The sequence below is a fragment of the Olsenella kribbiana genome (genome assembly GCF_036408795.1).
In the GTDB taxonomy this organism is placed as follows: Bacteria; Actinomycetota; Coriobacteriia; order Coriobacteriales; family Atopobiaceae; genus Olsenella_L; species Olsenella_L kribbiana.
This window is the reverse complement of sequence record NZ_JAZGJP010000027.1, coordinates 1-20,132: the sequence shown is the minus strand read 5'-3', so window position 1 is coordinate 20,132 and position 20,132 is coordinate 1. Positions and strand designations below refer to the sequence as shown.

Here is a 20,132-nt window from a genome sequence, read left to right as displayed (position 1 = left end):
CTGCATGACCCTTCGCCATCTCGTCCCCCGATCCTCCGGATGCATCAGCCGTTCATCCATATGATGCAGCGGAGCGGCGACAGGAATTCCTGCGGTTATGCCGGAGGTCCTCAGCCATTTCGGCAAAATGCTCCTCGAAGCGTTTCCCGCCATACGAGAAGCCAGCTGCGGTTGAAAGCCCGGCACCAGCACCCACGAGCACGGCATCGGCTCCCCCGATCGCCTCTGCAATGCGCTCAGCCGATTGCGAGAAGCTCCCGGTAGATTCTGTCATCCACTGGCTTGAAGACATCGAAGATCACCTCCATATCCGATTCATGTTCCTGTTTCCATTGCCTGACACAGGAGACTGCGGTTGCAGCCGCCTCCTTGTGCGGATAGCGGAACTCGCCTGTCGAGATGCAGCAGAACGCGATGCTCCTGCACCCCTTCTCTTCTGCCGCATCGAGCGAGGAGGTGTAGCACGAGGCCAGAAGCCTTCGGTCTTCCAGAGTCGGCTCTGGCCCATAGACGATCGGTCCCACCGTATGGACCACATAGGAAGACGGCAGGTTGAAGGCAGGCGTGACCTTTGCCTTCCCCGTCTCCTCTTCGTGTCCCTGCGCCGCCATAAGGTCGGCACAGGCAAGCCTCAGCTCGATGCCGGCATAGGTATGGATCGCATTGTCGATGCAGTGGTGGTTCGGCACGAAGCAGCCAAGCATCTGGCTGTTTGCGGCATTGACGATCGCATCGGCAGAAAGCCGCGTGATGTCGCCCTGCCAGACAGCAAGACCCTCCTCTGTCACCGGGATGCTCTCCAGCGGGACAGCACCTCCACGCTCTTCAAGCCTCCCTGCAAGGTAGCGGTCCTGGACCGCGAGAAGCTCGGAGGAAGCCTGCCAGGGCGGGCGCACATTCACAAGTGCCCGGAGCAGCAGCCTCTGGTCTTCGGCAGTGTCCGGAACCTCGAGCCCCGCCAGATCGTCCCGCTCCGCTATGAGATGCTCTATGAGCCAGAGCCTGCGCTCATCCTGCGTCATATCCTTCATGGGAACCACCTCTCTAGAACTTTCCGGAGTTCGCGAGCTCCGCGCGTGGCGGCACAGGCTCTGCGACATCCCAGTGCTCTGCGATTCTGCCGTCCTCGATGCGGAAGATATCGAAGAGGGCGCACTCGACGCCGTCGATATCTGCCTTCGAGTAGGCAGCTACCCAGTTGCTTTCGCCCACGACCTTGAACACAAAGTCGTATCTCACGTCATGCACCTCTGCATACGTGCGCCAGGAGGCTCTGCCCTGGCCGATCCTTGCATCGTGCTGGATCACGTCTTCTGCGACGAACTCACCAAAGGCCTCTGCATTCCTGTTCTGGAATGCCTCGACGAGAAAGCGCCGGACCGCTGCCTTGCTCGCATCCCCCGACTGGGATCTGTCGACTGCAAAGCTGCCCTTCACCTGGTCGGGCTCTCCTGTCTTCGGGGCCTCATAGGCCTCGATCACGTCCCAATGCTCGACGATGCGGCCCTCGGCATCGGCACGGAAGATGTCTGCCGTGACCCACTGCGCTGCCCCGTCGTTCAGGTTCTGGTACACCTGCAGGAACACGAAGGGACCATCCTCGAAGGCACGGACGACCTCGATCTCGCGTTTCGGATTGCGGCGGAAGAAGTCCTGGAAGAACTCGGCAAAGCCCGCCTTCCCATCCTTCACGCCGGTGCTGTGCTGCGTGTAGGTCTTGCCCATATAGGTCGAGAGCACCTCATCCGCGGCTCCGTCACGGATGCCTCTCAGGTAGAGCTTCTGTGCGTTCTCCATCTGCCTGCTCATCTGTGCACCTGCCTCCTGCCGTCCCGCGGCCTCTTCCCCTCTTGTCGCTATGAACTATACCAAACCTGTCATATTTTCATTGACAGGTTCGGTGTCATAACGTATATTACACATTGACAGACGGCAGCGGAAGAGGAGAAGCCGATATGGACGCACAGACATGCCTGCACATGCTGAGAGAGATCAAGGATGTTTCGCTCGCAACGATCAATGAAGAAGGGCATCCCGAAATCCGCATCATCGACATGATGCTCGAGGAGGAGGGTGCCCTCATCTTCTGCACCTCGCGCGGGAAGGACTTCTATGCACAGCTCGAGCGCGATTCCCACATCGCGATCGATGCGCTCACGAAGGACTGGAAGATGGTACGGCTCATGGGAACAGCAGAGCGCATAAAGGACGACCCGCACGCCTGGATTGACCGCATCTTCCGCGAGAACCCGTCTATGGACGACATCTATCCAGGGGATTCCCGCTATGCGCTCGAGCCCTTCCGCATCGCAGCAGGAGAGGTCGAGCTCTTCGATCTCGGCACATCTCCGATCGAGCGCCACACGTTCGCGCTTGGCGCTGCACATCCCAAGCCGCACGGCTTCAAGATCACCGATGCCTGCATCGGCTGCGGGAAGTGTGCCCGCGTCTGCCCGCAGAAGGCGATTCTTGCCGGCAGGCCCTACTCCATCATGCAGGACCACTGCCTGCACTGCGGCCTCTGCTTCGAGAGCTGCTCCGTCAAGGCCATAGCGAAAAGAGGGTAAATGCTCACACAGATCTGGGACCTTCTGGTCCAGCGGTGGGACTTCTTCCAGGGGCTGCTCGTGGAGCACGTGGAGATCTGCCTGGTGGCCATCATCATCGCCATCGTGTTCGGCGGCATCGCCGGCATCCTGATCAGCGAGTACCAGAAGGCGGCAAAGCCCACACTGGGCGCAATCAACTTCCTGTACACCATCCCTTCCATCAGCATGCTGGGATTCCTGATTCCCTTCAGCGGCATCGGCGACGCGACAGCCATCATCGCGCTCACGATCTATGCGCTCCTGCCCATGGTGCGCTCCACCTACACAGGCATGACGAACGTAGACCCCGCAATCATGGAGGCTGCCAAGGGAATGGGCGGCACTCGCATGCAGACGCTCGTGCGCATACAGCTGCCTCTGGCCCTGCCTGTCATCATGAGCGGCATCCGCAACATGGTCACCATGACCATCGCGCTTGGCGGCATCGCCTCCTACATCGGCGCTGGCGGCCTGGGCGTGGCAATCTATCGCGGCATCACCACCAACAACACCGCTATGACCATCGTGGGCAGCCTCCTCATCGCCGTGCTTGCCCTGGCAGTGGACGCAATTCTCGGCTTTGTCGAGAAGCGCATGCAGATGCACGGCCAGAAGGCCAAGCGCACCAACCGCAGGCTGGCCGTCGGTGCTGTCGCAGTCTGCGCCGCCGCGGCGCTGGGCGCCACGGTGCCAGGCATGCTTGCCGGACCGAGCGATACCATCAATGTCGCCACCAAGCCCATGACCGAGCAGTACATCATGGGCGAGGCTCTCAAGATGCTGATCGAGCACAACACCAGCCTCGAGGTGAACCTCACCGAGGGTGTGGCCGGCGGCACCTCCAACCTGGAGGCTGGCATGGAGTCCGGGCAGTTCGACCTGTATCCAGAGTACACAGGCACCGGCTGGGCCGCGGTCCTCAAGAACAAGGGGAACTACTCTGAAGACGAGTTCGGCCAGCTGCAGACAGACTACAACGAGAAGCTGGACATGAGCTGGGTCGGGATGTACGGCTTTGGCAACACGTTCGGCATAGCCGTGCGCAGCGACGTGGCACAGAAGTACAGCCTCCAGACCTATTCAGATCTCGCCAAGGTTGCCGATCAGCTGAACCTGGGAGCCGAGCCGGACTTCTTCGAGCGCGAGGACGGATACGACGCACTCTGCAGCACCTACGGCATGAGCTTCGGCAAGACTACCGAGATGGATGCGGGGCTCAAGTACGATGCTCTTGACCAGGGCAATGTCGACGCCATCATCGTCTACACCACCGACGGCAAGCTGAGCACCGCAGACGCGAAGGTGCTCACCGACGACAAGGGCTTCTTCCCCTCCTACCAGTGCGGCAACGTCGTGCGCAACCAGGCGCTGCAGCAGCATCCCGAGCTGCGCGCGGAGCTCGAGAAGCTCCAGGGCACCATATCCGAGGAGGACATGGCACGCATGAACTACGAGGTGGAAGAGGATGGCAGGGACCCCAAGGCCGTGGCCGAGGAGTTCCTGAGCTCGAAGGGACTGATCTGATGAGCATCGCAGCGGCCAACGACATCGCAATCGAGTATCGCGATGCCTGCAAGACCTATGGACCCAAGACCGTGCTCGACCATCTGAGCCTGAAAATCCCCAGAGGCGCGTTCGTCACGATGATTGGCACGTCGGGCAGCGGCAAGACCACAGCGCTGAAGATGGTGAACCGCCTGATAGAGCCCACCTCGGGCACCGTGCTGGTAGACGGACGCGATGTGCGGGAAACCGACCCTATCCAGCTGCGCCGCAACATCGGCTACGCTATCCAGGGCAGCGTCCTCTTCCCCCACATGACAGTGGAGGACAACATCTCATACGTGCCCAGACTGCTGAACAGGAACGACCATGAGCGCACGCGCAAGGCCGTGCGCACGTGGATGGGCATCGTCGGGCTCTCCGACGACCTGCTGGAACGCTACCCATCCGAGCTGTCAGGTGGCCAGCAGCAGCGCGTGGGCATCGCGCGGGCGCTGGCGGCTTCCCCGGACATCCTGCTGATGGATGAGCCGTTCGGCGCCGTCGATGAGATCACGCGCTCCCAGCTGCAGGCGGAAATCTCGCGCATCCACCGCGAGACCGGCATCACCGTGCTGTTCGTGACCCACGATATCGGCGAAGCACTGCTTCTGGGCACGCACATGCTGGTGCTGGATGCGGGCAGGGTGCAGCAGTTCGGCTCCCCAGAGGAGATTCTCGCACGCCCGGCGACCGAGTTCGTACGGAAGCTGGTGGCACGCCAGCGCCACACCTGCGACCTGGCGGAGGACCAGCTGTGCGCCTGCAAGCACAGCGGCGCGGCGCGCGCCGAGGCGGCATTCGCCGCACGGTAGCGCCAAAGCGCATGGCACACTGGAAACGGAGCACAGAAGATGAGGGAGCGATGGGCAATTCGATTCCCAGGACGATGCGAGCCATAGTGGTCCGCAAGGCCGGAGGGCCCGAGGCGCTGAGCCTGGAGCAGCGCCCCGTGCCCGCCGTGCGGCCGGGCTGGTCGCTGGTGCGCGTACGCGCTCGCGGGCTCAACCACTCCGAAGTGTTCACGCGTCAGGGCCTCTCGCCCTCCGTCAGGTTCCCGCGCATCCTGGGAATCGAATGCGTAGGTGAGGTCGTGGCTACGACGGACCCTGCACGCCTGCCCGTGGGCCAGAAGGCCGTCTCCATCATGGGCGAGATGGGCCGGGCCTTCGATGGCAGCTATGCAGACTATGCCCTTCTCCCCAACGAGCAGATCCATCCCATCGAGTCGGACCTTCCCTGGGAAGTCCTCGCAGCGATTCCCGAGACCTGCTACACAGCCTATGGCTCCCTCCTCAACCTGCATCTGGAGGCAGGGCAGACTGTCCTCGTGCGCGGAGCGACCAGTGGCGTCGGCATGGCATTCGCGAAGCTGGCCCGATTCGCGGCGGAAGGGCTGCACCTTGTGGGCACCACCCGCAGCGAAGCGCGTGCAGACCTGCTGCTCAAGGGCGGATACGACGACACGGTGCTTGACCTGGACAAGAAGCTGCAGGTGGAGGGCCGTCCCTACCAGCGTGTCCTGGAGCTCGTGGGGCCAGCAACCCTTAAGGACACATGCAGCCATGTGTCGGAGGGCGGCATCGTCTGCAGCACAGGCCAGCTGGGCGGTGTATGGTACATGGAGGACTTCGACCCCATAGTCGACCTGCCGCCCAACGGCTTCATGACAAGCTTCTACTCGGGGAACGTGGACGAAGGGAAGCTCGCAGGGCTCATCGAGTACGTCGAGCAGAGGGGCGTGGACATGAGGCCCACCAAGGTCTTCTCGCTCGACCGGATGGCAGATGCGCATCGCTTCCTGGAGAGCTCAGAGAGCTTTGGCAAGATAGTGGTTACGGAATAGGCAGACGCAGCACTCGAGAAGCAGGAACGCTAGCAATGCAGATAACAAGCAGGCTGACCATGGCAGCACACATGGTCTGTGCCATCGACTATTTCAAGGATACGCAGCCCGTCACGAGCTCGTTTCTGGCCAAGAGCATCGGTACGAGTCCGGTCATGGTGAGGACGATCATGGGCATGCTCAAGGAGGCAGGCATCATCTCCTCGAGCAAGGGCAAGCGCGGCATAGGCCTCGCACGTCCGCTCAAAGACATCACGCTCCTCGACCTCTGGCGTGCGGTCGACCAGACCGAGGCAGACTCGCTCTTCCATTTCCATGAGAACCCCTCCCCGCTCTGCCCGGTCGGCAGAAACATCCATGCCGCCCTGGACGATGGCCTCGAACGCGCGCAGAAGGCACTCGAAGACCAGCTTGCAGCCGTGCATATGGACGAGGTCGAAGGCACAATCAGGAAGAGAAACGGGCTTGTGGCATAGCACGCGCATGCATACCAAGCCGAACAGATTCCTTACCGCGAGGAACCCCTTCAGAATCCCCCTTGCTGCTTTCTGGATACCGGTATTACCCTTCAGATACCAGTATGCATTCAATATGCAACAGGCAATCGAAGAGAAACCGTTCTGCATCCGTCTCATGCACTTTTTGAATCCGATAGTCCCGCTATTGTTACGGCCACACGCGCTTGCGTGAAACGAACTGGCAAATGCTGCGGCCGATGATGTCCCCATCGCAGGGAACACAGAAGATTCCCTGCCCCTTAGGGAAACGATGATTAATGCCCTTCCGACGCCGCAGCAGCCCGGGTGCGGACGCTGCCGCGGCTGGGCATGGGAGCAGGACCCCCGTCCAGCCCAGGCAGAAGGTACCTTTCCCGACACGCCCTGCCTGGGCCATGCATGCAGTAGGGCGTACCGGAGTCTCTCAGGCAGCTTCGGGGCGGGAGGCGAGGGACCTGCCCGCCCAGATGCACATGGCGAGATCTGCGAGGGCGAATGCCATGCAGAGCATGCAGGAGTTCTTCCGGACCCCTCTGTAGCGCGTCTTCAGGTGCCCGAACCGGCGCTTCACGATGAGGATGTTAATGGCAATCTAGAAGCTACCAGCCAGGGCAAAGCGATATTCCAGCCGGGGCAATGCGCTTCCACCATCCAGGCCAATGCAGCTTCGCCATCCAGGGCAGCGAGAATCCGCTCCGTACGGATATGCGGAGACGGATCCGGAGGCAGCCAGGATGGAGGCCAGCCTGATCGGAGAGATGGATATGCTCAGGGAGATGGGCGTGCGCCCCAGCTTCCCGGAGATGGCGCGCAGATGCGGGATGGACCGGCATGCGGCCGCGAAGTGCTGGAAGGAAGGCGCAGGGATGGAGGACGGGCGCCCTGCAGGGCGCAGCGGCTCCGGCAGATGCAGGGATGAGACAGGGGACAGGGCACAGATGCCCGGCGTCACGATGAAGGGCTCAGCCTATCCATAATCGCAACAACCATTCTGCAGGCATCTTCTAATCCAAGATTCCTGGCATAGCTATAGTTCGAGGAGTATCCACGCCAAATCGACTGCATTACCCGATCGTCTGAGACCATCTTCATACACGAATGGTATTGAGCAATCTGCTCCATGCTGCCACGTTTAGCTGATGTGGCAGCCGGTGCATTCGCAAGCTGTTCAATATCGATATCTTTCCCGTGCAAGTTCCAGATCTTCCAGATGTCATAGTAATCGCGGGGACGCGTATTGCTCACTCCTCTGGAGATGACGGTCTCCAGTTTCTCCGCTACAACCGTCTCGATGGGATATGCCATCAGGGTAATTACCTTGTCATCAAATGTCAGCGGATATCGATATTCGATGGGCCCAGGCGTAATCGCATCACCGGTTGTCACATCTACGCTCAAAGGTACGGCCATCGGTTCGTAATGTGCCTTAAGGAAGATGCGTATACCGGGGTAATCGTCTGTTTCCCTGATGTCCTCAGTCCTCAGGAACTCGAAGCGAATATCGTCATCCACTTCAATCGCACATATATCCTTGAAGACAGAAGCAGCAGATTCATGGTTCAGATCGAAGCCACGGATTGTCGTGTCGAGATCCTTCGTGACGCGGCTATCAATTCCGATAAACGACGAAATAAGCATGCCGCCTTTCACGATGATGGCATCTCTCCACGGAGAAAGTGAAATCCTCTCCAATAGACGCTCAAGCAGATAGTCCTGAAGCATGAGCTGCGGAGATACGTCGGCAGCCTTGGCACGGGCTTTGATGCGTGCCTTGAGCTGCATTGCATTTCGAGTCTTCATAGCAGCACCTCCAGATAGTTCCTGATCTTCTTCTCGACGCCGAGCCGTCTTGCGTAATCCAGCAGCTTCCCCACGTTTCGCCTTCTGGAAGATGTATAAGCTTTCATGGCAGGATTGACGATCTGCACATCTATATCGGCACGGCCCCTCAGCATGTCGCAAAGCGTGCGTTCGACATCGTAGCAGGGGACTTCATTTCCGGATGGAGTGACTACCTCAGAGAGGCCCAGACTCGCAAGATTGTTTGCGCAAGTCCTGACAACAATGCCCTCTTTCCTAGCGGAAGTAGCATTGTATGTTCGCGGAAATGTCATCGTCACCCGCTCCGGAGTGCGATCGCTCAAATCATGCAGATAGAGCGCTGTTCCATGCGAGAGGATTCCCTTGGGAAAACGTTTGGCACAGATGGCGTACTCGTCTTCCCAGACATCTGGCAGGCAGTAGACACCACGCTCAACCCGCTCAAGCAGACCTTCCACGACATATCCCGAAAGCCGCGCTCTGAAGACGCCCATGTGCTCAGCCTCCGAAGTCGTAATCATGCCGTTATGTTTGGCAGCATATTCAAGCGGATCCATTTGCATTCCTCCTCTCTGTTTGTCCGTTCTTGCTTAATTATTTTTTATTATAAGCAAGAACGGACTTTAGTGGAGTGACCGTTCATGCAGATAGGTCCATCATTCGCGCAAAGCCGTATAATCAGTCAACACACGGCAGACAAGCGGAAAGGACCATATCGCATGGAGCTTCTGGAACAGCGCATCCTCAAGGATGCTTCCGTCAAGGAAGGCAATGTCCTCAAGGTCGATTCGTTCCTGAACCACCAGATCGATATGGAGCTCCTGCACCAGATGGCGCTCCAGTGGAAGCACGACTTCGCCGATGCTCCCATCAACAAGGTCCTGACAATCGAGGCCTCCGGCATCGCTATCGCAGCAGCCGCCGGCATCGTCTTCGGCGTGCCCGTCCTGTTCGCGAAGAAGTCGAAGACCATCAATATCGACGGCGAGGTGCTCTCGACCCAGGTCGAATCCTTCACCCACAAGAACATCTCCACAGTCATCGTCTCGAAGCGCTTCCTGGGGCCTTCCGACCACGTGCTGATCGTCGATGACTTCATGGCAAACGGCTGCGCGATGGAGGGACTGTGCGACCTCTGCCACCAGGCAGGAGCCACGGTCGAAGGCATCGGCATTGCTATCGAGAAGGGCTTCCAGGGCGGCGGCGACCGTCTGCGCGCCCAGGGCTACCGTGTCGATTCGCTCGCAATCGTCGATGCCATGGACCCCGCCACCGAATCTGTCACCTTCAGATAGCAGAAGCCATCCCATCCGCCCCGATATGCTCTGCGCCTGGCGCTCTATCGTGCCAGGCGTATTTTCATGCCGTTGGATCTGCAGGCACCTGTCCGCACCTGCCGCATCTCGTGCAGCCATTGCAGATGGGACGGCTGGCGCACTGCTCGCACCTGCTGGAAAACCAGGGATGCCATCTCTCCTCTTCCGGCACGGCAAGCCCTATCGGATAGCGCAGGTCGAACTCGATCGGCCTGCCCTGGTAGTTCATCCCCGATTTCCATGCCATGACCGACTGCAGCCTCTTGTCCGGAAGGTGGTACGTCCTGCCGTCCTTCACAAAGAGCGAGCCTGTCTCGGTGAACGTGAAGCTCACATCGTGCGCCACACACTCTGCACGAAGCGCCTGCACCCAGCCGAAGTCGCACGGCCGGCATCCGTCGTAGTTCTCCCCTCCGCAGACGACCCGCTCTATCTGTCCGGCGTCCAGATACTTTCCTATGCTCACCGGCCCTATGAGGGGAGCGCACATGATGCCCTTGTGGAAAAACGGCAGCTCCAGCAGAAGCGGTATCCGTTCATCGGCACGCTTCTGGTTCTCGCAGGTGACATTGAAGAAGATGTTTCTCCAGCCCTCTCCCCAGTCCTTCGGAAGGCACTCTTTCACCCGCTCGGGCCGCTTTGTCAGGAGAAAGAACACGACGTCGGGCCGCTGGCGCATCATCTCCCAGGCTTCATCGCGCCAGGCATCCGCTTCCTCCAGGAAGAAGTCTGATGTCATGCATACCCTCCGGGTCTCCCCGCTCCTGATGCGGAAGGCGCCCGTACGGTCTTTCTGCACCGGCTTGTCGAAGTCCGCCTTCGTGCGGCGGATATCGCTGCCATCCTGCCCGCGCAGCCCATCGAGATAGTACATGTAGCAGTGCGCGCAGCCCTCGGAGCACTTCCTGCAGCCATGCCAGGGATTCCATATGTCATGCATGCTCATTGCCGGGCACCCCTGCCTTCCGCCTCGATGCCCAAGAGCCAGGAGAAGAGGTGCTTCAGGGGCATGAATGCATCAGGATCCTTGCGGTGCAGCGTGACCGTGCCGATCATGTGCTGCCATCGCGGATCGTCTATGGTCTCGAGCACCGCCTCTGTCCCCTGTTTCTTTAGCGCCTCCACGAACGCCTTCTGGTGCACATAGGGATTCAGGGTATCGGAGCTTCCCTGTATCGCGAAGAAGGGCGGAAGCGCGATGCCATCCTCTCCTTCGACAAGCGCTATCGGCGAATACGGCAGGAGCGTCTCGTGTATGGCAGCCCTGTCCTTCGTATCTCTGCAGGGAAGGTCGACGAAGCTCTTCCAGAACGAGAGCGGATGAATCGGCTGAAGCTCAAGATCGTCTGCATCGACAATGGCAGCGCAGCTCACGACCGCAGAAACTGCTCTCCTATCAAACCCGTAACGCTTTGCCAGCTTGTCGCTATACCCCAGAAGGCAGGCAAGCTGCCCTCCGGCAGAGCTGCCGCCGACGATGATGCGGCTCCAGGGCAGATGGCGGTCCCTGAGCCAGGCCTGGGTGGCCAGGACGCCTCTGTAGGCATCGTCTGCCTGTGCCGGAAACCGGTCATGCGGCACAAGCCTGAAGCCGACCGAGACGAAGCGGTACCCCTCATGGCACCAGACCCGCGCAGCATCGATCATGGACTCGGGCGTCCCAACAAGGAATGCCCCGCCATGGAACCAGAAGACCGGCTCTTCATGCACGGCCTCTGCAGGCTCCCAGATGACACAGTGCTGGAGACGCCCTGGTCCGAAGCCGATGCGCTTCGGCGCGCCGGCAAACATCTCGTCTCCCGAGAGGTGGGGACGCTCTGCGTAGGCAAAGGGCGTCGAGACGATCTCATAGAGCACACCCATGGACTTGCGGCCTCCCAGCCATCTGGCCCTGCCCGCAAGCGAGCAGGGCATTGACGAACAGTTGTTCTTATTCTATCATCTGGGCAGAAAAAGCGATAGAGGCTGGCCGAGCAGGCTGTCCTGTCCCAGACAGCAGGAAGCCTTTTCGGCCACAAGCACCCGAAAGAAACCGTCCGGCAGGCGCAGGGCAGCAGCGCCCTGCGGTGTAGAGTGGCAGAAAGACGATCTACCACGAGACAGGAGATGCTCCATGGTTCCCATGAGACGAGTGCACCGCGAAATCCAGGACCCTGATGCCATCCGTACCCTGATCGATGCCTGCCAGACCGTGCGCATCGGCGCCACAGACGGCAATGGCCCCTTCGTCGTGCCCATGAGCTTTGGCTACGTATGGGACGAAGAAGCCTGGCAGAAAATGCGCGACGGCAGCACGGAGCATCCCGTGCCGCTCAGGCTCTATCTCCACTCTGCCGCAGACGGCAGGAAGGCGCGCTGCTTCGCCTCCTCCCCGCGCGTCGCGATAGAGATGGACCGCGAGCTCGGCGTCATCGCCGGCTCCTATGCCTGCTCCTATTCCTACTCCTATCAGTCGATCATGGGCGCAGGGACCATCGTCGCTGTCGAGAACGCTGACGCTAAGGCAGAGGCCCTGACACGCCTGATGGAGCACATGGCGCCGGGAGCGCCTGTCTCCTTTCCGCCCGAAGCCATCTCCCGCGTCGCTGTCTGGCGCATCGATGTGGACGAGCTTTCCGGCAAGGAGCGCTATCCGAAGGCGTAGCACTTCCCCTGCCCTCCATCCTCTGCAGGCAGCCGGCAGCTTCCGGCTGCCTGCGGCGCAGGAGAGCATATCCACGATAGATGCCGAAAGGCGCAGAGGCTCGGGGTAGATTGAAGAAAGAAGGCCCATGTATTACACGGAATGTCAGACCCCTCTCGTCGGCACGCTCACATTGGCAAGCGACGGTACGAGCATATGCGGCTGCTGGTTCGACAGCGGGCGCCGCTTCGGGTATGGGGCAGACGGCACGTTTGAGCGCAGAGACGATCTGGCCGTGCTTGAGCAGGCAAAAGACTGGCTTGGCCGCTATTTCTCGGGCATGCAGCCCGACCCGCGGGAGCTTCCCCTGGCGCCGCGCGGCACTGAATTCCAGAAGCTCGTCCGCAGCGCCCTGCTCGACATTCCCTACGGCACGACCGTGACCTACGGCGACCTGGCACGTGCCATCGAGGTGAAGACCGGAAGGCGCCAGTCTCCCCGTGCCGTCGGAGGCGCCGTCGGCCGCAACATCTACGCCGTGATTGTTGCCTGCCACCGTGTCATCGGAAGCGACGACAGCCTGACAGGCTTCAGCGGCGGCATCGACAGGAAGGCTGCCCTGCTCGAATTTGAGCGTGCCACGAAGAGCCTCTGAGAGGCGCTGGAGCCGCACGGTCCAAAGAGAGCATCCTGCGGGCAGGATAGCGCAGCATGTTCGTGCACGGGCACGCTACCTGGCGCTTCCGGCGTGCCTTCATTTCCGTGCCTTCAGGCAGAGCCAATGCTTCTTGGGCACCCGGTCGGCTCTTACCTCGGAGAAGCCGGCTTCTTCCAGGCAGCGGACAAGCTCCTTCTCCGTATATATGGCAAGACCGTCGATGAGGGAAAGCCACTTCCGGTCTCCCTCATCCAGGCCATCTGATTCATTCACGATCAGGAAGGTCCCCTCCGGCCCGAGGATCCGGAAGACCTCCCGGAAGCTCTCGATAGGACCTGGCCAGAAATAGACAGTCTCGAAGGCACACGCCAGATCGAACGATCCTGTCTCCAGCGGAAGATCCGAGACGTCGCCCTGAAGGACGCAGCAGCGCCCTTCAGAGATTTCCGCAGCGCACATCCGCTCTGTCTTCGAGACCGCTTCATGCGAATAGTCGACAGCGGCCAGCGTGGCAGATGGGAAGCGCTCAAGAAGCGCAGCCGCATTCCTGCCTCCGCCGCATCCGAGTTCCGCGATTGCACGAGGGGCCTCTCCTTCGAGATGCGCCATGCCCCATGCAGAGACTGCCGCATGTTCCCGGTTCATGCCGCTGAGCATCATCTTGCCGAGCAGTCCCTCAGGCTTTCTGGTATTGCCGAAATACGTCTTTGCCAGCCCCATGAAGCCGCCTCCCGAAGATGGGCGGAGCTGTCATCCAGCCCACACCCTAAGTGTTATATAAACCTAACATATTGGCTCTCAGGACAGAGGCCTCTATCGCCGGACGGACTGCAGAAACAGGATAGGCGCAGGGCCTTTTCCGGCAACGTGCCAGCCTCTGGCTGCACCTGGCTCCCCTGCACGCAGAAGTCTTCCCGGCAGCCCCTTGGGCTTTCCTGCCCCATCATTTCCGTCTCGGCAGCCAGACAGGTTGACCATGGCTGCCCGGGCGCTTAGACTTTTCCGCCGAAGGCTCGGGAGAGGATGACAGGACATGACCAGGATCTATATCGATGCAGATGCCTGCCCCGTCATCCGGGAGACCTTGGCCTGTGCCCGCTTTGAGCAGGTGCCCTGCATCATCGCCGGAAACACCACCCAGAACCTGGAGCGATCCCTTCGTCCCCATGACCCCCGCAGCCCAAAGGATCCTGCACATCCCGACAGAAGCTTCTGGGCGGATATCCTCCAGGTCGGCATCGGTGCCGATTCGGCAGACTTCGCGATTGCTGCCGCCATCACGCCTGCCGATGTGGTGGTGACACAGGATATCGGCCTGGCCGATATCGTCCTCGGCAGAGGGGCACGCGCCATCGGCGTCAGGGGACGCATCTACGACCCGCTCACAATCGATGCTGCGATGTTCATCCGCCATGAGGAGAAGAAGGTCCGGCGTGCAGGCGGCAGGACCAAGGGGCCGTCTGCCTTCACGGACGACGGCAGGAAGCGCTTCTCCCAAAACCTTGCCCGGCTCGTGCAGGAGGCAAAGCGCAGCTCCTGCTGATGGGGCCATGGCCCCTGCAGAATGCCTGCCTGGCAGAAGGACACCGCATATGCGCCGGCTCCCATGGATTCTTAAGGCGCAGCCGCCAACTCCACCACCATCATCACCGGTTCCGGCAGGACCCCAGAAGAGGTCGCAGAGGAGATGCTCCGCATCCAGCACCCCGGTCAGAAGCTCTTCATGCAGGTCATTGCCGAAGGTATTGACGGCATGATGACGGATGCCCGCACCGTCTCTTCCCTTGCAGGGCTTATCCCCAGAGCGCCTGCCTCTTTCATAGCCATCGCCCTCTTCATCAGCCTGTCGGCATGCTCTTGTCAGTCCGTCCGGTCGGCGAGAAAGGCCAGCATCCTCTCGAATGCATCCCGTGCGACCTCATCCGTGCGCTCGGATCCCACAAAGCAGTGCGGCATCTCCAGGCCCCGTTCGGCCAGCGGGTCGATGAGCTCGTGCGTGACGCCTGCTTCCGAAAGCGCTGCGTCCATGGCCCTCATATCGTTGTGGTACTCGCTGCCAAGAAGCACCGCAGGCGGGTAGTCCGAGGTGACCCATTGGGTGGCATCATAGCGATGCGCCTGATCCTTGCTGAGGAAGATCGTCCCGCTTACATAGTTGCCTATAAGGACCTTGGTGCCCAGGGAGAACTCGTCGTAGACGAGCGGTGCATCGTCGATTACGACAGCCTTCACCCGCTCTCGCTCCAGTGCCGGCTCGATGCCGAGCTCGGCGGCATACGCCGGGTTCGAGAGAACAGCACCCATCTGGCTCGTTATGATGGCACCGGCAGAGGAACCCATGATGATGACATCATCCATATCAAGGCCATACTCGTTCGCATGCGACGCACACCAGGCAAGTGCCTGGTTTGCCTGGATGACAGGAATGGGAAAGCGGCAGTCGGGCACGAGGCCGTAGTCCACATTCACGATGTTGTATCCAGCCGCACAGATGTCGTCCAGAAGCGCTGTGACATCACTCGATGCCAGCGGGTCGCCCATGCTCTTGCTGCCCCCGAAGAATCCTCCGCCATGAAAGTAGACCAGGGTGGGTCTTTGCGCAGAGGTGTCTGAGTCGGGATAGGTTATGTCCAGGAAGCTGTTCGGATACTCGTCGGCGTAGGCGATATCGGTCACGATGCGCTGCCCGTTGTCCCGCACGGCGTCGATGGGTTCGCTCTCAGGCTCGAAGGTGTTGGTCGTCTTGACCGTGCCGGCCGCGAGCGTCTGGATCGCTCCGACCACGATCTGCGTATGGGTCGCCAGTACCAGCGCGAGCACGGCAAGAGCGGCGCATATTCCTCCCGCCACCCACCCAAGCAGTCGCAGACGCCTCCGTGTCTTCTCTTTCATCGCGGCCCCCCTGAAGAACGCCCTTGATTTCTTTCCATTGATACAATCGTATCAGCCGTCCTGCGCATGCCCCGATGCAACGGGCGCAAGCGATACGCATCGATGGGTTTCGTATCAGGAGGTATGCTGTGTCTGCATATGCCACAGACATGCTGGGGTCTGCCCTGTTCTCGCTCATGGCCGAGAAGGACATCCGAAAGGTGACCATCGACGAGCTTGCCGCACAGGCGGGCGTAGGCCGAGCCACGTACTTTCGCAACTTCTCGTCGAAGGAGGAGCTGATCGGCGCCTACCTTGTCCGCCGATGGCGCGCATACGAGAAGGAGCACCATCTCAAGGGACTCGCATTCTCGGATCCCGAGCGGGCCCTGCGCTACTTCGAGTTCTGCCTGTCGCTGCGCACGGAAAACGATCTCATGATCGAGCAGGGCTATACGGACGCCATCCTTGCCGCCTTCAAGGCGATAGTGAGCGATACCGACATGGGAGGCGAAGAGAGCTACGAGGCCACCTTTCTCGCCTACGGCCTCTACGGTCTGTTCGTCACATGGGCGCGCAGGGGCTGGGAAGAGACCCCGCAGGAAATGGCAGCCCTGGTTTCGGGCCACTTGCTGGCCAGGATTGTCGGATAAGGCAAGGGCAGGCCATCTGGGCTGCAGGCGCGAATGCTGGCCGTGCGAGCTGCCAAGACGGCAGCCGAGGCCATCGATGACCTGGACGGGCTTCGGATCTGGATTTCTAGGCCTGCTCCTGCTGCGCGATGCGCTCCCTCGTGGCATTGGCCAGATCGGCCAAGGTGGTGGAGGCAAGACGGCCGAGCATGGCCTGCTCCGCAGCATCGAGCTCCGCGCCGAGCACGGCGTGCACATTGCGGCCGATCGGACACTCGGGGCTAGGATGCTCGTGCATGCGAAAGACGCTCACATCGTCCTCCACTGCGTTGAGAATGTCCAGAAGCGTTATCTCTGCCGGGTCCTTTGTGAGCCGAGCCCCTCCGACGCCCGGTTCCACGGCAACGAGTCCGGCAGCCTTGAGCTGACCGAGGACGTTTCGCACGACGACAGGATTCACGCCGACGCTTCCTGCCAGAACGTTGGACGTGAACTTGCGCCGGTCCCCAAGGACGTCGAGGCAGAGCAGTATATGGACAGCTATGGGCAGCCTGGTCGAGAACTTCATGGACCCTCTTTCTTTCTGCAAACAGCGTATCACGTCATGGTTGTAATGTCACATATTACAACTATGGAGAAGATATGGCCTCGTTTGTTGTAAGTGTTGACATTACAACTGTCGCATGGCAAAGTACGTGTTGTAAGCGAGCCATTTACAACATACCGAAAGGACGCAGGAGACATGAAGATCGCAGTGGTAGCGGCAAACGGCAAGGCCGGCAAGCTCATCGTGAAGGAGGCCGTGGATCGCGGTATGGACGTTACCGCCGTCGTGCGCGGCGAAAACAGGAGCGAGGCCGAGAAGGTCCTCGTCAAGGATGCCATGGAGCTCACCTCCGAGGACCTGGCCGGCTTCGATGTTGTGGTGGATGCCGTGGGTGCCTGGACGCCCGATACGGTCAGCGCCATCACCGACGTCGCCATGCATCTGGCAGACGTGCTCTCCGGCACCAGCACGCGTCTTGTCATCGTCGGCGGTGCAGGCAGCCTCTATGTCGATTCCGAGCACACCAAGACCGTCCTGGATGTCACTCCCTTCCCCGAGGCGGCACTCCCCGTCGTCAGGACTCACGGCAAGCTGCTCGAGATGCTGCGCGGCCGTGACGACGTGCGTTGGACCTACGTGAGCCCCGCCGGTGACTTCCAGGCCGACGGCGAGCGCACCGGCGCGTACCAGCTGGGCGGCGAGGAGCTCCTGCTGAACGCAGCCGGCGAGTCCACCATCTCCTATGCCGATTACGCCATCGCAATGGTTGACGAGATCGAGTCCGGCAACCACGTCCACCAGCGCATCAGCGTCGTAAGCAAGTAGCGGCTAGCTAATCTCGCCGCTTCAGTACGCAGGGAAAGCACCGGACACGGTTTGCAAGAGACGAACCGTGTCCGCAGCCCCGCAAAGCATCGCATTTTTGCACACATCAGATATTGCTCCTGCATCTGTTGGCTTGAGCGGTGAAGAAGCCTTCTCCTGCCATGCGGGCGGAAGAAGGGAATTTCTTGTTGGCGAATCCCCAGAGCAAGTGCAACGACTGGCGGTGGCAGACCTCCCAGGGGCACTTCCACCTGAGACGCCTGCGTGGTCTCCGGCTGAGCGGATCGCATGCCTCCTGCACCTCGCTGCCGCTGACATCGCCGAGGCTCCCGCCCTTCGGGAACCAGTCCCTGAGAAGGCCATTGGTGCTCTCGTCGGTGCCCCGCTCCCATGGATGGCGGGGATGGCAGAAGCAGGCCGGCGCTCCCAGCGCCTCCTGGAGGCCCTCTGCATCCGAGAACTCCTTGCCCCTGCCGGGAGCGACGGTGTGTTTTGTCACGCAGAAGTGAATGATCGGGACAATATGGAAGCGCCAGCCGGGGCAATATAGATCCACCAGCACGGGCAATGGGATCAGCCGGAATCGGTGCCTGCGCCCTTCCTCGAGAGGCTGCCTGCAGGCAGGTCCTTGGTCCTGCAGGACCTTCCGGTGATTCGTATGAGGTGGCAGTGGTGGCAGAGCCTGTCGGCTATGGCGGATGCCGTCACCGCATTGCCGAAGACGTCGGCCCACATGCCTATCCCCACGTTCGTCGTCACGATGGCCGGCCTCCTCTCGCACCTCCTGGAGACGAGCTGGAAGATGAGGTCGGCACCCCGCTTGTCGGTCTGCAGGCAGCCCAGCTCGTCCAGCATCGGCAGCGACAGGTGCGAGCAGGAGCGCATCCTGCGCTCCAGCTGGCCCTTGTCGGCCGCGCGCCCGGGGTCCTCGACGAGATGCTGGCAGCCGACGAAGCACGTCAGCCTGCGGTGCCTCACGGCCTCCACGCCGAGCGCGACCGCGAGATGGGTCTTGCCCATGATAGCGCTAGCTTAGGTTTCACCAGATTGACCAACACGCTCCCCAATCCGACCAGCGCGAATGCGCCAGCCAAACCAGCATAGTTTCACCACTTTTACCAACTAGGCTCAGCCCCGAACCGACGACGGAGAGGGGTGGGGCCTTGGAGAGGAATCTCATGGCTGAGCTGAATGCGGACAGGGAGTGCGGCATCAGGCCGAACTTCTCGGAGGTTGCTAGGAGGTACGGCATGGACAGGCATACCGTCTCGAAGTACTGGAACGGGGGCGGGGCTACGCCGGATGACGGCAGGCACGGACGGCAGAGCGGGTTCGACCGCTACCGCGACGAGATCGAGGAGAAGGCGGCGCTGCCGGGAGTCACGGCCAAGGGCATCCACGAGCTGCTGCTCGAGCGCCACGCGGGCGACGAGCCGCCGGTCCCGGGCTACAACGCCTTCACGAGCTACCTGAGGGGGCGCGGCATAGCCGTCGGGCGCGGCGGCGCGCCGGACGCGCACCCCAGGTTCGAGACGGCGCCCGGCGAGCAGCTGCAGTTCGACTGGAAGGAGGACGTCACCATGCACGACCGCTCCGGCCGCGGGTACCGCTTCGACGTGTACACCTCGACGCTCGGATGGTCCCGGATGCACTACTTCGTGCGGTCCCCGACCAGGACCAGGGACGACCTGCTGGCCTGCATGGCGGACAACATCCGCTGGCTGGGCGGCGTGCCGCGGCAGTGGCTCACGGACAACATGTCGGCCGTCGCGACGCTCGGCGGCGACGGAAGGCGCTCGACGGACAGGCGCGTCGCCGCCTTCGCGCGCGAGGCCGGCTTCGAGCTTGCGCTCTGCCGGCCCAGAACGCCGCAGACCAAGGGCAAGGACGAGAGCGCGAACCGCTTCCTGTCGCGCCTCAGGGCCTACGAGGGCGACTTCGAGGGCTGGGAGGGGCTCGACCGCGCGATAGCGCGCGTGTGCGCGAGGAGCAACGAGGAGCCGAACCGCACGACCGGCCTGCCGCCGGAGCTGCTCTTCCGGAGGGAGAAGGAGGCCCTGGGGCCCATGCCCCGCGAGTCGGTGCTCTCGGCGCTGGTGGGCGATGTGTCGTGGCAGGTGGTGCCCGCCACCATGCTCGTCAGGTGCGCCGGGCGCGAGTTCTCGGTGCCTAGGAGGTGCATAGGGCACCGCGTGAGGCTGCTGCTCGAGCCGGGCGGGCGCCTCAGGGTCTACGACTGTGTTTTGTCACTGATAATCGTTACGGGGTTTGTCCTTCTCTTCTTCGCGACCAAAGGACAATACTCACTGTTGTGGGGACGGCGCGGTGGCTCGTGTTTAGTCTGACGCCCCAGGGCTGTCTTTTGC

The 20,132-nt window shown here is 61.2% G+C and carries 24 protein-coding genes; 13 read left to right on the top strand and 11 right to left on the bottom strand.

Translation table 11 applies throughout. From position 1 onward, the window contains the following. Window positions 1-236: 236 nt before the first annotated feature. Both VXJ24_RS11050 and VXJ24_RS11045 read right to left on the bottom strand, forming a co-directional pair. Window positions 237-1,031: a protein-ADP-ribose hydrolase gene (locus VXJ24_RS11050; RefSeq protein WP_330972976.1), complete on the bottom strand. Its 795-nt coding sequence runs from the start codon at window positions 1,029-1,031 to the stop codon at window positions 237-239. 13 nt (window positions 1,032-1,044) lie between these two features. After that, complete coding sequence (locus tag VXJ24_RS11045; protein ID WP_330972975.1) at window positions 1,045-1,809, bottom strand: nuclear transport factor 2 family protein; 765 nt, start codon at window positions 1,807-1,809, stop codon at window positions 1,045-1,047. A 146-nt stretch (window positions 1,810-1,955) separates the two neighbouring features. Between VXJ24_RS11045 and VXJ24_RS11040 the strand changes: the two genes are divergently transcribed. The 6 genes from VXJ24_RS11040 (at window position 1,956) to VXJ24_RS11015 (ending at window position 7,450) form a co-directional block, all read left to right on the top strand. Beyond that, window positions 1,956-2,567 (top strand): 4Fe-4S binding protein, encoded by a 612-nt coding sequence (locus VXJ24_RS11040; RefSeq protein ID WP_330972974.1) that lies wholly within the window; start codon window positions 1,956-1,958, stop codon window positions 2,565-2,567. Next, a complete protein-coding gene (locus tag VXJ24_RS11035; protein ID WP_330972973.1) occupies window positions 2,568-4,112 on the top strand; it encodes an ABC transporter permease/substrate-binding protein in 1,545 nt (514 codons plus the stop codon). Further along, window positions 4,112-4,945 (top strand): ABC transporter ATP-binding protein, encoded by an 834-nt coding sequence (locus VXJ24_RS11030; RefSeq protein WP_330972972.1) that lies wholly within the window; start codon window positions 4,112-4,114, stop codon window positions 4,943-4,945. The genes VXJ24_RS11035 and VXJ24_RS11030 overlap by 1 nt, the downstream gene beginning before the upstream one ends. A 50-nt stretch (window positions 4,946-4,995) precedes the next feature. Next, window positions 4,996-5,976: a zinc-binding dehydrogenase gene (locus VXJ24_RS11025; RefSeq protein ID WP_330972971.1), complete on the top strand. Its 981-nt coding sequence runs from the start codon at window positions 4,996-4,998 to the stop codon at window positions 5,974-5,976. Window positions 5,977-6,011: 35 nt separating this feature from the next. Further along, window positions 6,012-6,452, top strand: a complete 441-nt coding sequence (locus VXJ24_RS11020; RefSeq protein ID WP_330972970.1) for an Rrf2 family transcriptional regulator — start codon at window positions 6,012-6,014, stop codon at window positions 6,450-6,452. A 755-nt stretch (window positions 6,453-7,207) separates the two neighbouring features. Further along, window positions 7,208-7,450 (top strand): hypothetical protein, encoded by a 243-nt coding sequence (locus VXJ24_RS11015; protein ID WP_330972969.1) that lies wholly within the window; start codon window positions 7,208-7,210, stop codon window positions 7,448-7,450. Here VXJ24_RS11015 and VXJ24_RS11010 read toward each other — a convergent pair. Continuing rightward, window positions 7,422-8,273 carry a nucleotidyl transferase AbiEii/AbiGii toxin family protein gene (locus VXJ24_RS11010; protein WP_330972968.1) on the bottom strand — a complete coding sequence of 284 codons (852 nt, stop codon included), beginning with the start codon at window positions 8,271-8,273 and terminating at the stop codon, window positions 7,422-7,424. The genes VXJ24_RS11015 and VXJ24_RS11010 overlap by 29 nt on opposite strands. Next, complete coding sequence (locus VXJ24_RS11005; RefSeq protein ID WP_330972967.1) at window positions 8,270-8,851, bottom strand: type IV toxin-antitoxin system AbiEi family antitoxin domain-containing protein; 582 nt, start codon at window positions 8,849-8,851, stop codon at window positions 8,270-8,272. Before VXJ24_RS11005 ends, VXJ24_RS11010 begins: the two co-directional genes overlap by 4 nt. A 162-nt stretch (window positions 8,852-9,013) precedes the next feature. Here VXJ24_RS11005 and VXJ24_RS11000 point away from each other — a divergent pair, with 162 nt between their 5' ends. Beyond that, entirely contained in the window at window positions 9,014-9,589 is a 576-nt protein-coding gene (locus VXJ24_RS11000; RefSeq protein WP_330972966.1) for a xanthine phosphoribosyltransferase, read from the top strand. A gap of 64 nt (window positions 9,590-9,653) precedes the next feature. Here VXJ24_RS11000 and VXJ24_RS10995 read toward each other — a convergent pair whose 3' ends face one another. Continuing rightward, on the bottom strand, window positions 9,654-10,556 hold the full coding sequence (locus VXJ24_RS10995; RefSeq protein WP_330972965.1) for a DUF5131 family protein: 903 nt from the start codon (window positions 10,554-10,556) through the stop codon (window positions 9,654-9,656). Continuing rightward, window positions 10,553-11,473 carry an alpha/beta hydrolase gene (locus VXJ24_RS10990; RefSeq protein ID WP_330972964.1) on the bottom strand — a complete coding sequence of 307 codons (921 nt, stop codon included), beginning with the start codon at window positions 11,471-11,473 and terminating at the stop codon, window positions 10,553-10,555. Before VXJ24_RS10990 ends, VXJ24_RS10995 begins: the two co-directional genes overlap by 4 nt. A 250-nt stretch (window positions 11,474-11,723) precedes the next feature. On the opposite strand from VXJ24_RS10990, the gene VXJ24_RS10985 reads away from it, so the two are divergent. Both VXJ24_RS10985 and VXJ24_RS10980 read left to right on the top strand, forming a co-directional pair. Further along, entirely contained in the window at window positions 11,724-12,254 is a 531-nt protein-coding gene (locus VXJ24_RS10985) for a pyridoxamine 5'-phosphate oxidase family protein (RefSeq protein ID WP_330972963.1), read from the top strand. Window positions 12,255-12,381: 127 nt separating this feature from the next. Then, on the top strand, window positions 12,382-12,888 hold the full coding sequence (locus VXJ24_RS10980) for a methylated-DNA--[protein]-cysteine S-methyltransferase (RefSeq protein ID WP_330972962.1): 507 nt from the start codon (window positions 12,382-12,384) through the stop codon (window positions 12,886-12,888). 99 nt (window positions 12,889-12,987) lie between these two features. Here the strand turns inward: VXJ24_RS10980 and VXJ24_RS10975 are convergent, their stop codons facing one another. Continuing rightward, window positions 12,988-13,611: a class I SAM-dependent methyltransferase gene (locus tag VXJ24_RS10975; RefSeq protein ID WP_330972961.1), complete on the bottom strand. Its 624-nt coding sequence runs from the start codon at window positions 13,609-13,611 to the stop codon at window positions 12,988-12,990. Between the two features lie 313 nt (window positions 13,612-13,924). On the opposite strand from VXJ24_RS10975, the gene VXJ24_RS10970 reads away from it, so the two are divergent. Then, window positions 13,925-14,434: a YaiI/YqxD family protein gene (locus tag VXJ24_RS10970; RefSeq protein ID WP_330972960.1), complete on the top strand. Its 510-nt coding sequence runs from the start codon at window positions 13,925-13,927 to the stop codon at window positions 14,432-14,434. 317 nt (window positions 14,435-14,751) lie between these two features. On the opposite strand, the gene VXJ24_RS10965 is transcribed toward VXJ24_RS10970, so the two are convergent. Next, window positions 14,752-15,783 carry an alpha/beta hydrolase gene (locus VXJ24_RS10965; protein ID WP_330972959.1) on the bottom strand — a complete coding sequence of 344 codons (1,032 nt, stop codon included), beginning with the start codon at window positions 15,781-15,783 and terminating at the stop codon, window positions 14,752-14,754. A gap of 128 nt (window positions 15,784-15,911) precedes the next feature. On the opposite strand from VXJ24_RS10965, the gene VXJ24_RS10960 reads away from it, so the two are divergent. Further along, window positions 15,912-16,415 carry a TetR/AcrR family transcriptional regulator gene (locus VXJ24_RS10960; protein ID WP_330972958.1) on the top strand — a complete coding sequence of 168 codons (504 nt, stop codon included), beginning with the start codon at window positions 15,912-15,914 and terminating at the stop codon, window positions 16,413-16,415. Window positions 16,416-16,521: 106 nt separating this feature from the next. Here VXJ24_RS10960 and VXJ24_RS10955 read toward each other — a convergent pair whose 3' ends face one another. Further along, window positions 16,522-16,962 (bottom strand): Rrf2 family transcriptional regulator, encoded by a 441-nt coding sequence (locus VXJ24_RS10955; RefSeq protein WP_330972957.1) that lies wholly within the window; start codon window positions 16,960-16,962, stop codon window positions 16,522-16,524. 174 nt (window positions 16,963-17,136) lie between these two features. Here VXJ24_RS10955 and VXJ24_RS10950 point away from each other — a divergent pair, with 174 nt between their 5' ends. Further along, window positions 17,137-17,766 (top strand): NAD(P)-dependent oxidoreductase, encoded by a 630-nt coding sequence (locus VXJ24_RS10950; RefSeq protein WP_330972956.1) that lies wholly within the window; start codon window positions 17,137-17,139, stop codon window positions 17,764-17,766. Between the two features lie 106 nt (window positions 17,767-17,872). Here the strand turns inward: VXJ24_RS10950 and VXJ24_RS10945 are convergent, their stop codons facing one another. Then, on the bottom strand, window positions 17,873-18,265 hold the full coding sequence (locus tag VXJ24_RS10945; RefSeq protein ID WP_330972955.1) for a hypothetical protein: 393 nt from the start codon (window positions 18,263-18,265) through the stop codon (window positions 17,873-17,875). Window positions 18,266-18,339: 74 nt separating this feature from the next. Then, entirely contained in the window at window positions 18,340-18,786 is a 447-nt protein-coding gene (locus tag VXJ24_RS10940; protein WP_330972954.1) for an ATP-binding protein, read from the bottom strand. Between the two features lie 158 nt (window positions 18,787-18,944). Here VXJ24_RS10940 and istA point away from each other — a divergent pair, with 158 nt between their 5' ends. Next, on the top strand, window positions 18,945-20,111 hold the full coding sequence (gene istA / locus VXJ24_RS10935) for an IS21 family transposase (RefSeq protein WP_330972953.1): 1,167 nt from the start codon (window positions 18,945-18,947) through the stop codon (window positions 20,109-20,111). Window positions 20,112-20,132 lie beyond the last annotated feature (21 nt).

Excerpts from the sequence above, each read along its gene's own strand:
- VXJ24_RS11050 (WP_330972976.1), bottom strand. The coding sequence starts at position 1,031 with ATGAAGGATATGACGCAGGATGAGCGCAGGCTCTGGCTCATAGAGCAT.
- VXJ24_RS11045 (WP_330972975.1), bottom strand. The coding sequence starts at position 1,809 with ATGAGCAGGCAGATGGAGAACGCACAGAAGCTCTACCTGAGAGGCATC.
- VXJ24_RS11040 (WP_330972974.1), top strand. The coding sequence starts at position 1,956 with ATGGACGCACAGACATGCCTGCACATGCTGAGAGAGATCAAGGATGTT.
- VXJ24_RS11035 (WP_330972973.1), top strand. The coding sequence starts at position 2,568 with ATGCTCACACAGATCTGGGACCTTCTGGTCCAGCGGTGGGACTTCTTC.
- VXJ24_RS11030 (WP_330972972.1), top strand. The coding sequence starts at position 4,112 with ATGAGCATCGCAGCGGCCAACGACATCGCAATCGAGTATCGCGATGCC.
- VXJ24_RS11025 (WP_330972971.1), top strand. The coding sequence starts at position 4,996 with ATGGGCAATTCGATTCCCAGGACGATGCGAGCCATAGTGGTCCGCAAG.
- VXJ24_RS11020 (WP_330972970.1), top strand. The coding sequence starts at position 6,012 with ATGCAGATAACAAGCAGGCTGACCATGGCAGCACACATGGTCTGTGCC.
- VXJ24_RS11015 (WP_330972969.1), top strand. The coding sequence starts at position 7,208 with ATGGAGGCCAGCCTGATCGGAGAGATGGATATGCTCAGGGAGATGGGC.
- VXJ24_RS11010 (WP_330972968.1), bottom strand. The coding sequence starts at position 8,273 with ATGAAGACTCGAAATGCAATGCAGCTCAAGGCACGCATCAAAGCCCGT.
- VXJ24_RS11005 (WP_330972967.1), bottom strand. The coding sequence starts at position 8,851 with ATGGATCCGCTTGAATATGCTGCCAAACATAACGGCATGATTACGACT.
- VXJ24_RS11000 (WP_330972966.1), top strand. The coding sequence starts at position 9,014 with ATGGAGCTTCTGGAACAGCGCATCCTCAAGGATGCTTCCGTCAAGGAA.
- VXJ24_RS10995 (WP_330972965.1), bottom strand. The coding sequence starts at position 10,556 with ATGAGCATGCATGACATATGGAATCCCTGGCATGGCTGCAGGAAGTGC.
- VXJ24_RS10990 (WP_330972964.1), bottom strand. The coding sequence starts at position 11,473 with ATGGGTGTGCTCTATGAGATCGTCTCGACGCCCTTTGCCTACGCAGAG.
- VXJ24_RS10985 (WP_330972963.1), top strand. The coding sequence starts at position 11,724 with ATGGTTCCCATGAGACGAGTGCACCGCGAAATCCAGGACCCTGATGCC.
- VXJ24_RS10980 (WP_330972962.1), top strand. The coding sequence starts at position 12,382 with ATGTATTACACGGAATGTCAGACCCCTCTCGTCGGCACGCTCACATTG.
- VXJ24_RS10975 (WP_330972961.1), bottom strand. The coding sequence starts at position 13,611 with ATGGGGCTGGCAAAGACGTATTTCGGCAATACCAGAAAGCCTGAGGGA.
- VXJ24_RS10970 (WP_330972960.1), top strand. The coding sequence starts at position 13,925 with ATGACCAGGATCTATATCGATGCAGATGCCTGCCCCGTCATCCGGGAG.
- VXJ24_RS10965 (WP_330972959.1), bottom strand. The coding sequence starts at position 15,783 with ATGAAAGAGAAGACACGGAGGCGTCTGCGACTGCTTGGGTGGGTGGCG.
- VXJ24_RS10955 (WP_330972957.1), bottom strand. The coding sequence starts at position 16,962 with ATGAAGTTCTCGACCAGGCTGCCCATAGCTGTCCATATACTGCTCTGC.
- VXJ24_RS10950 (WP_330972956.1), top strand. The coding sequence starts at position 17,137 with ATGAAGATCGCAGTGGTAGCGGCAAACGGCAAGGCCGGCAAGCTCATC.
- VXJ24_RS10940 (WP_330972954.1), bottom strand. The coding sequence starts at position 18,786 with ATGGGCAAGACCCATCTCGCGGTCGCGCTCGGCGTGGAGGCCGTGAGG.
- istA (WP_330972953.1), top strand. The coding sequence starts at position 18,945 with ATGGCTGAGCTGAATGCGGACAGGGAGTGCGGCATCAGGCCGAACTTC.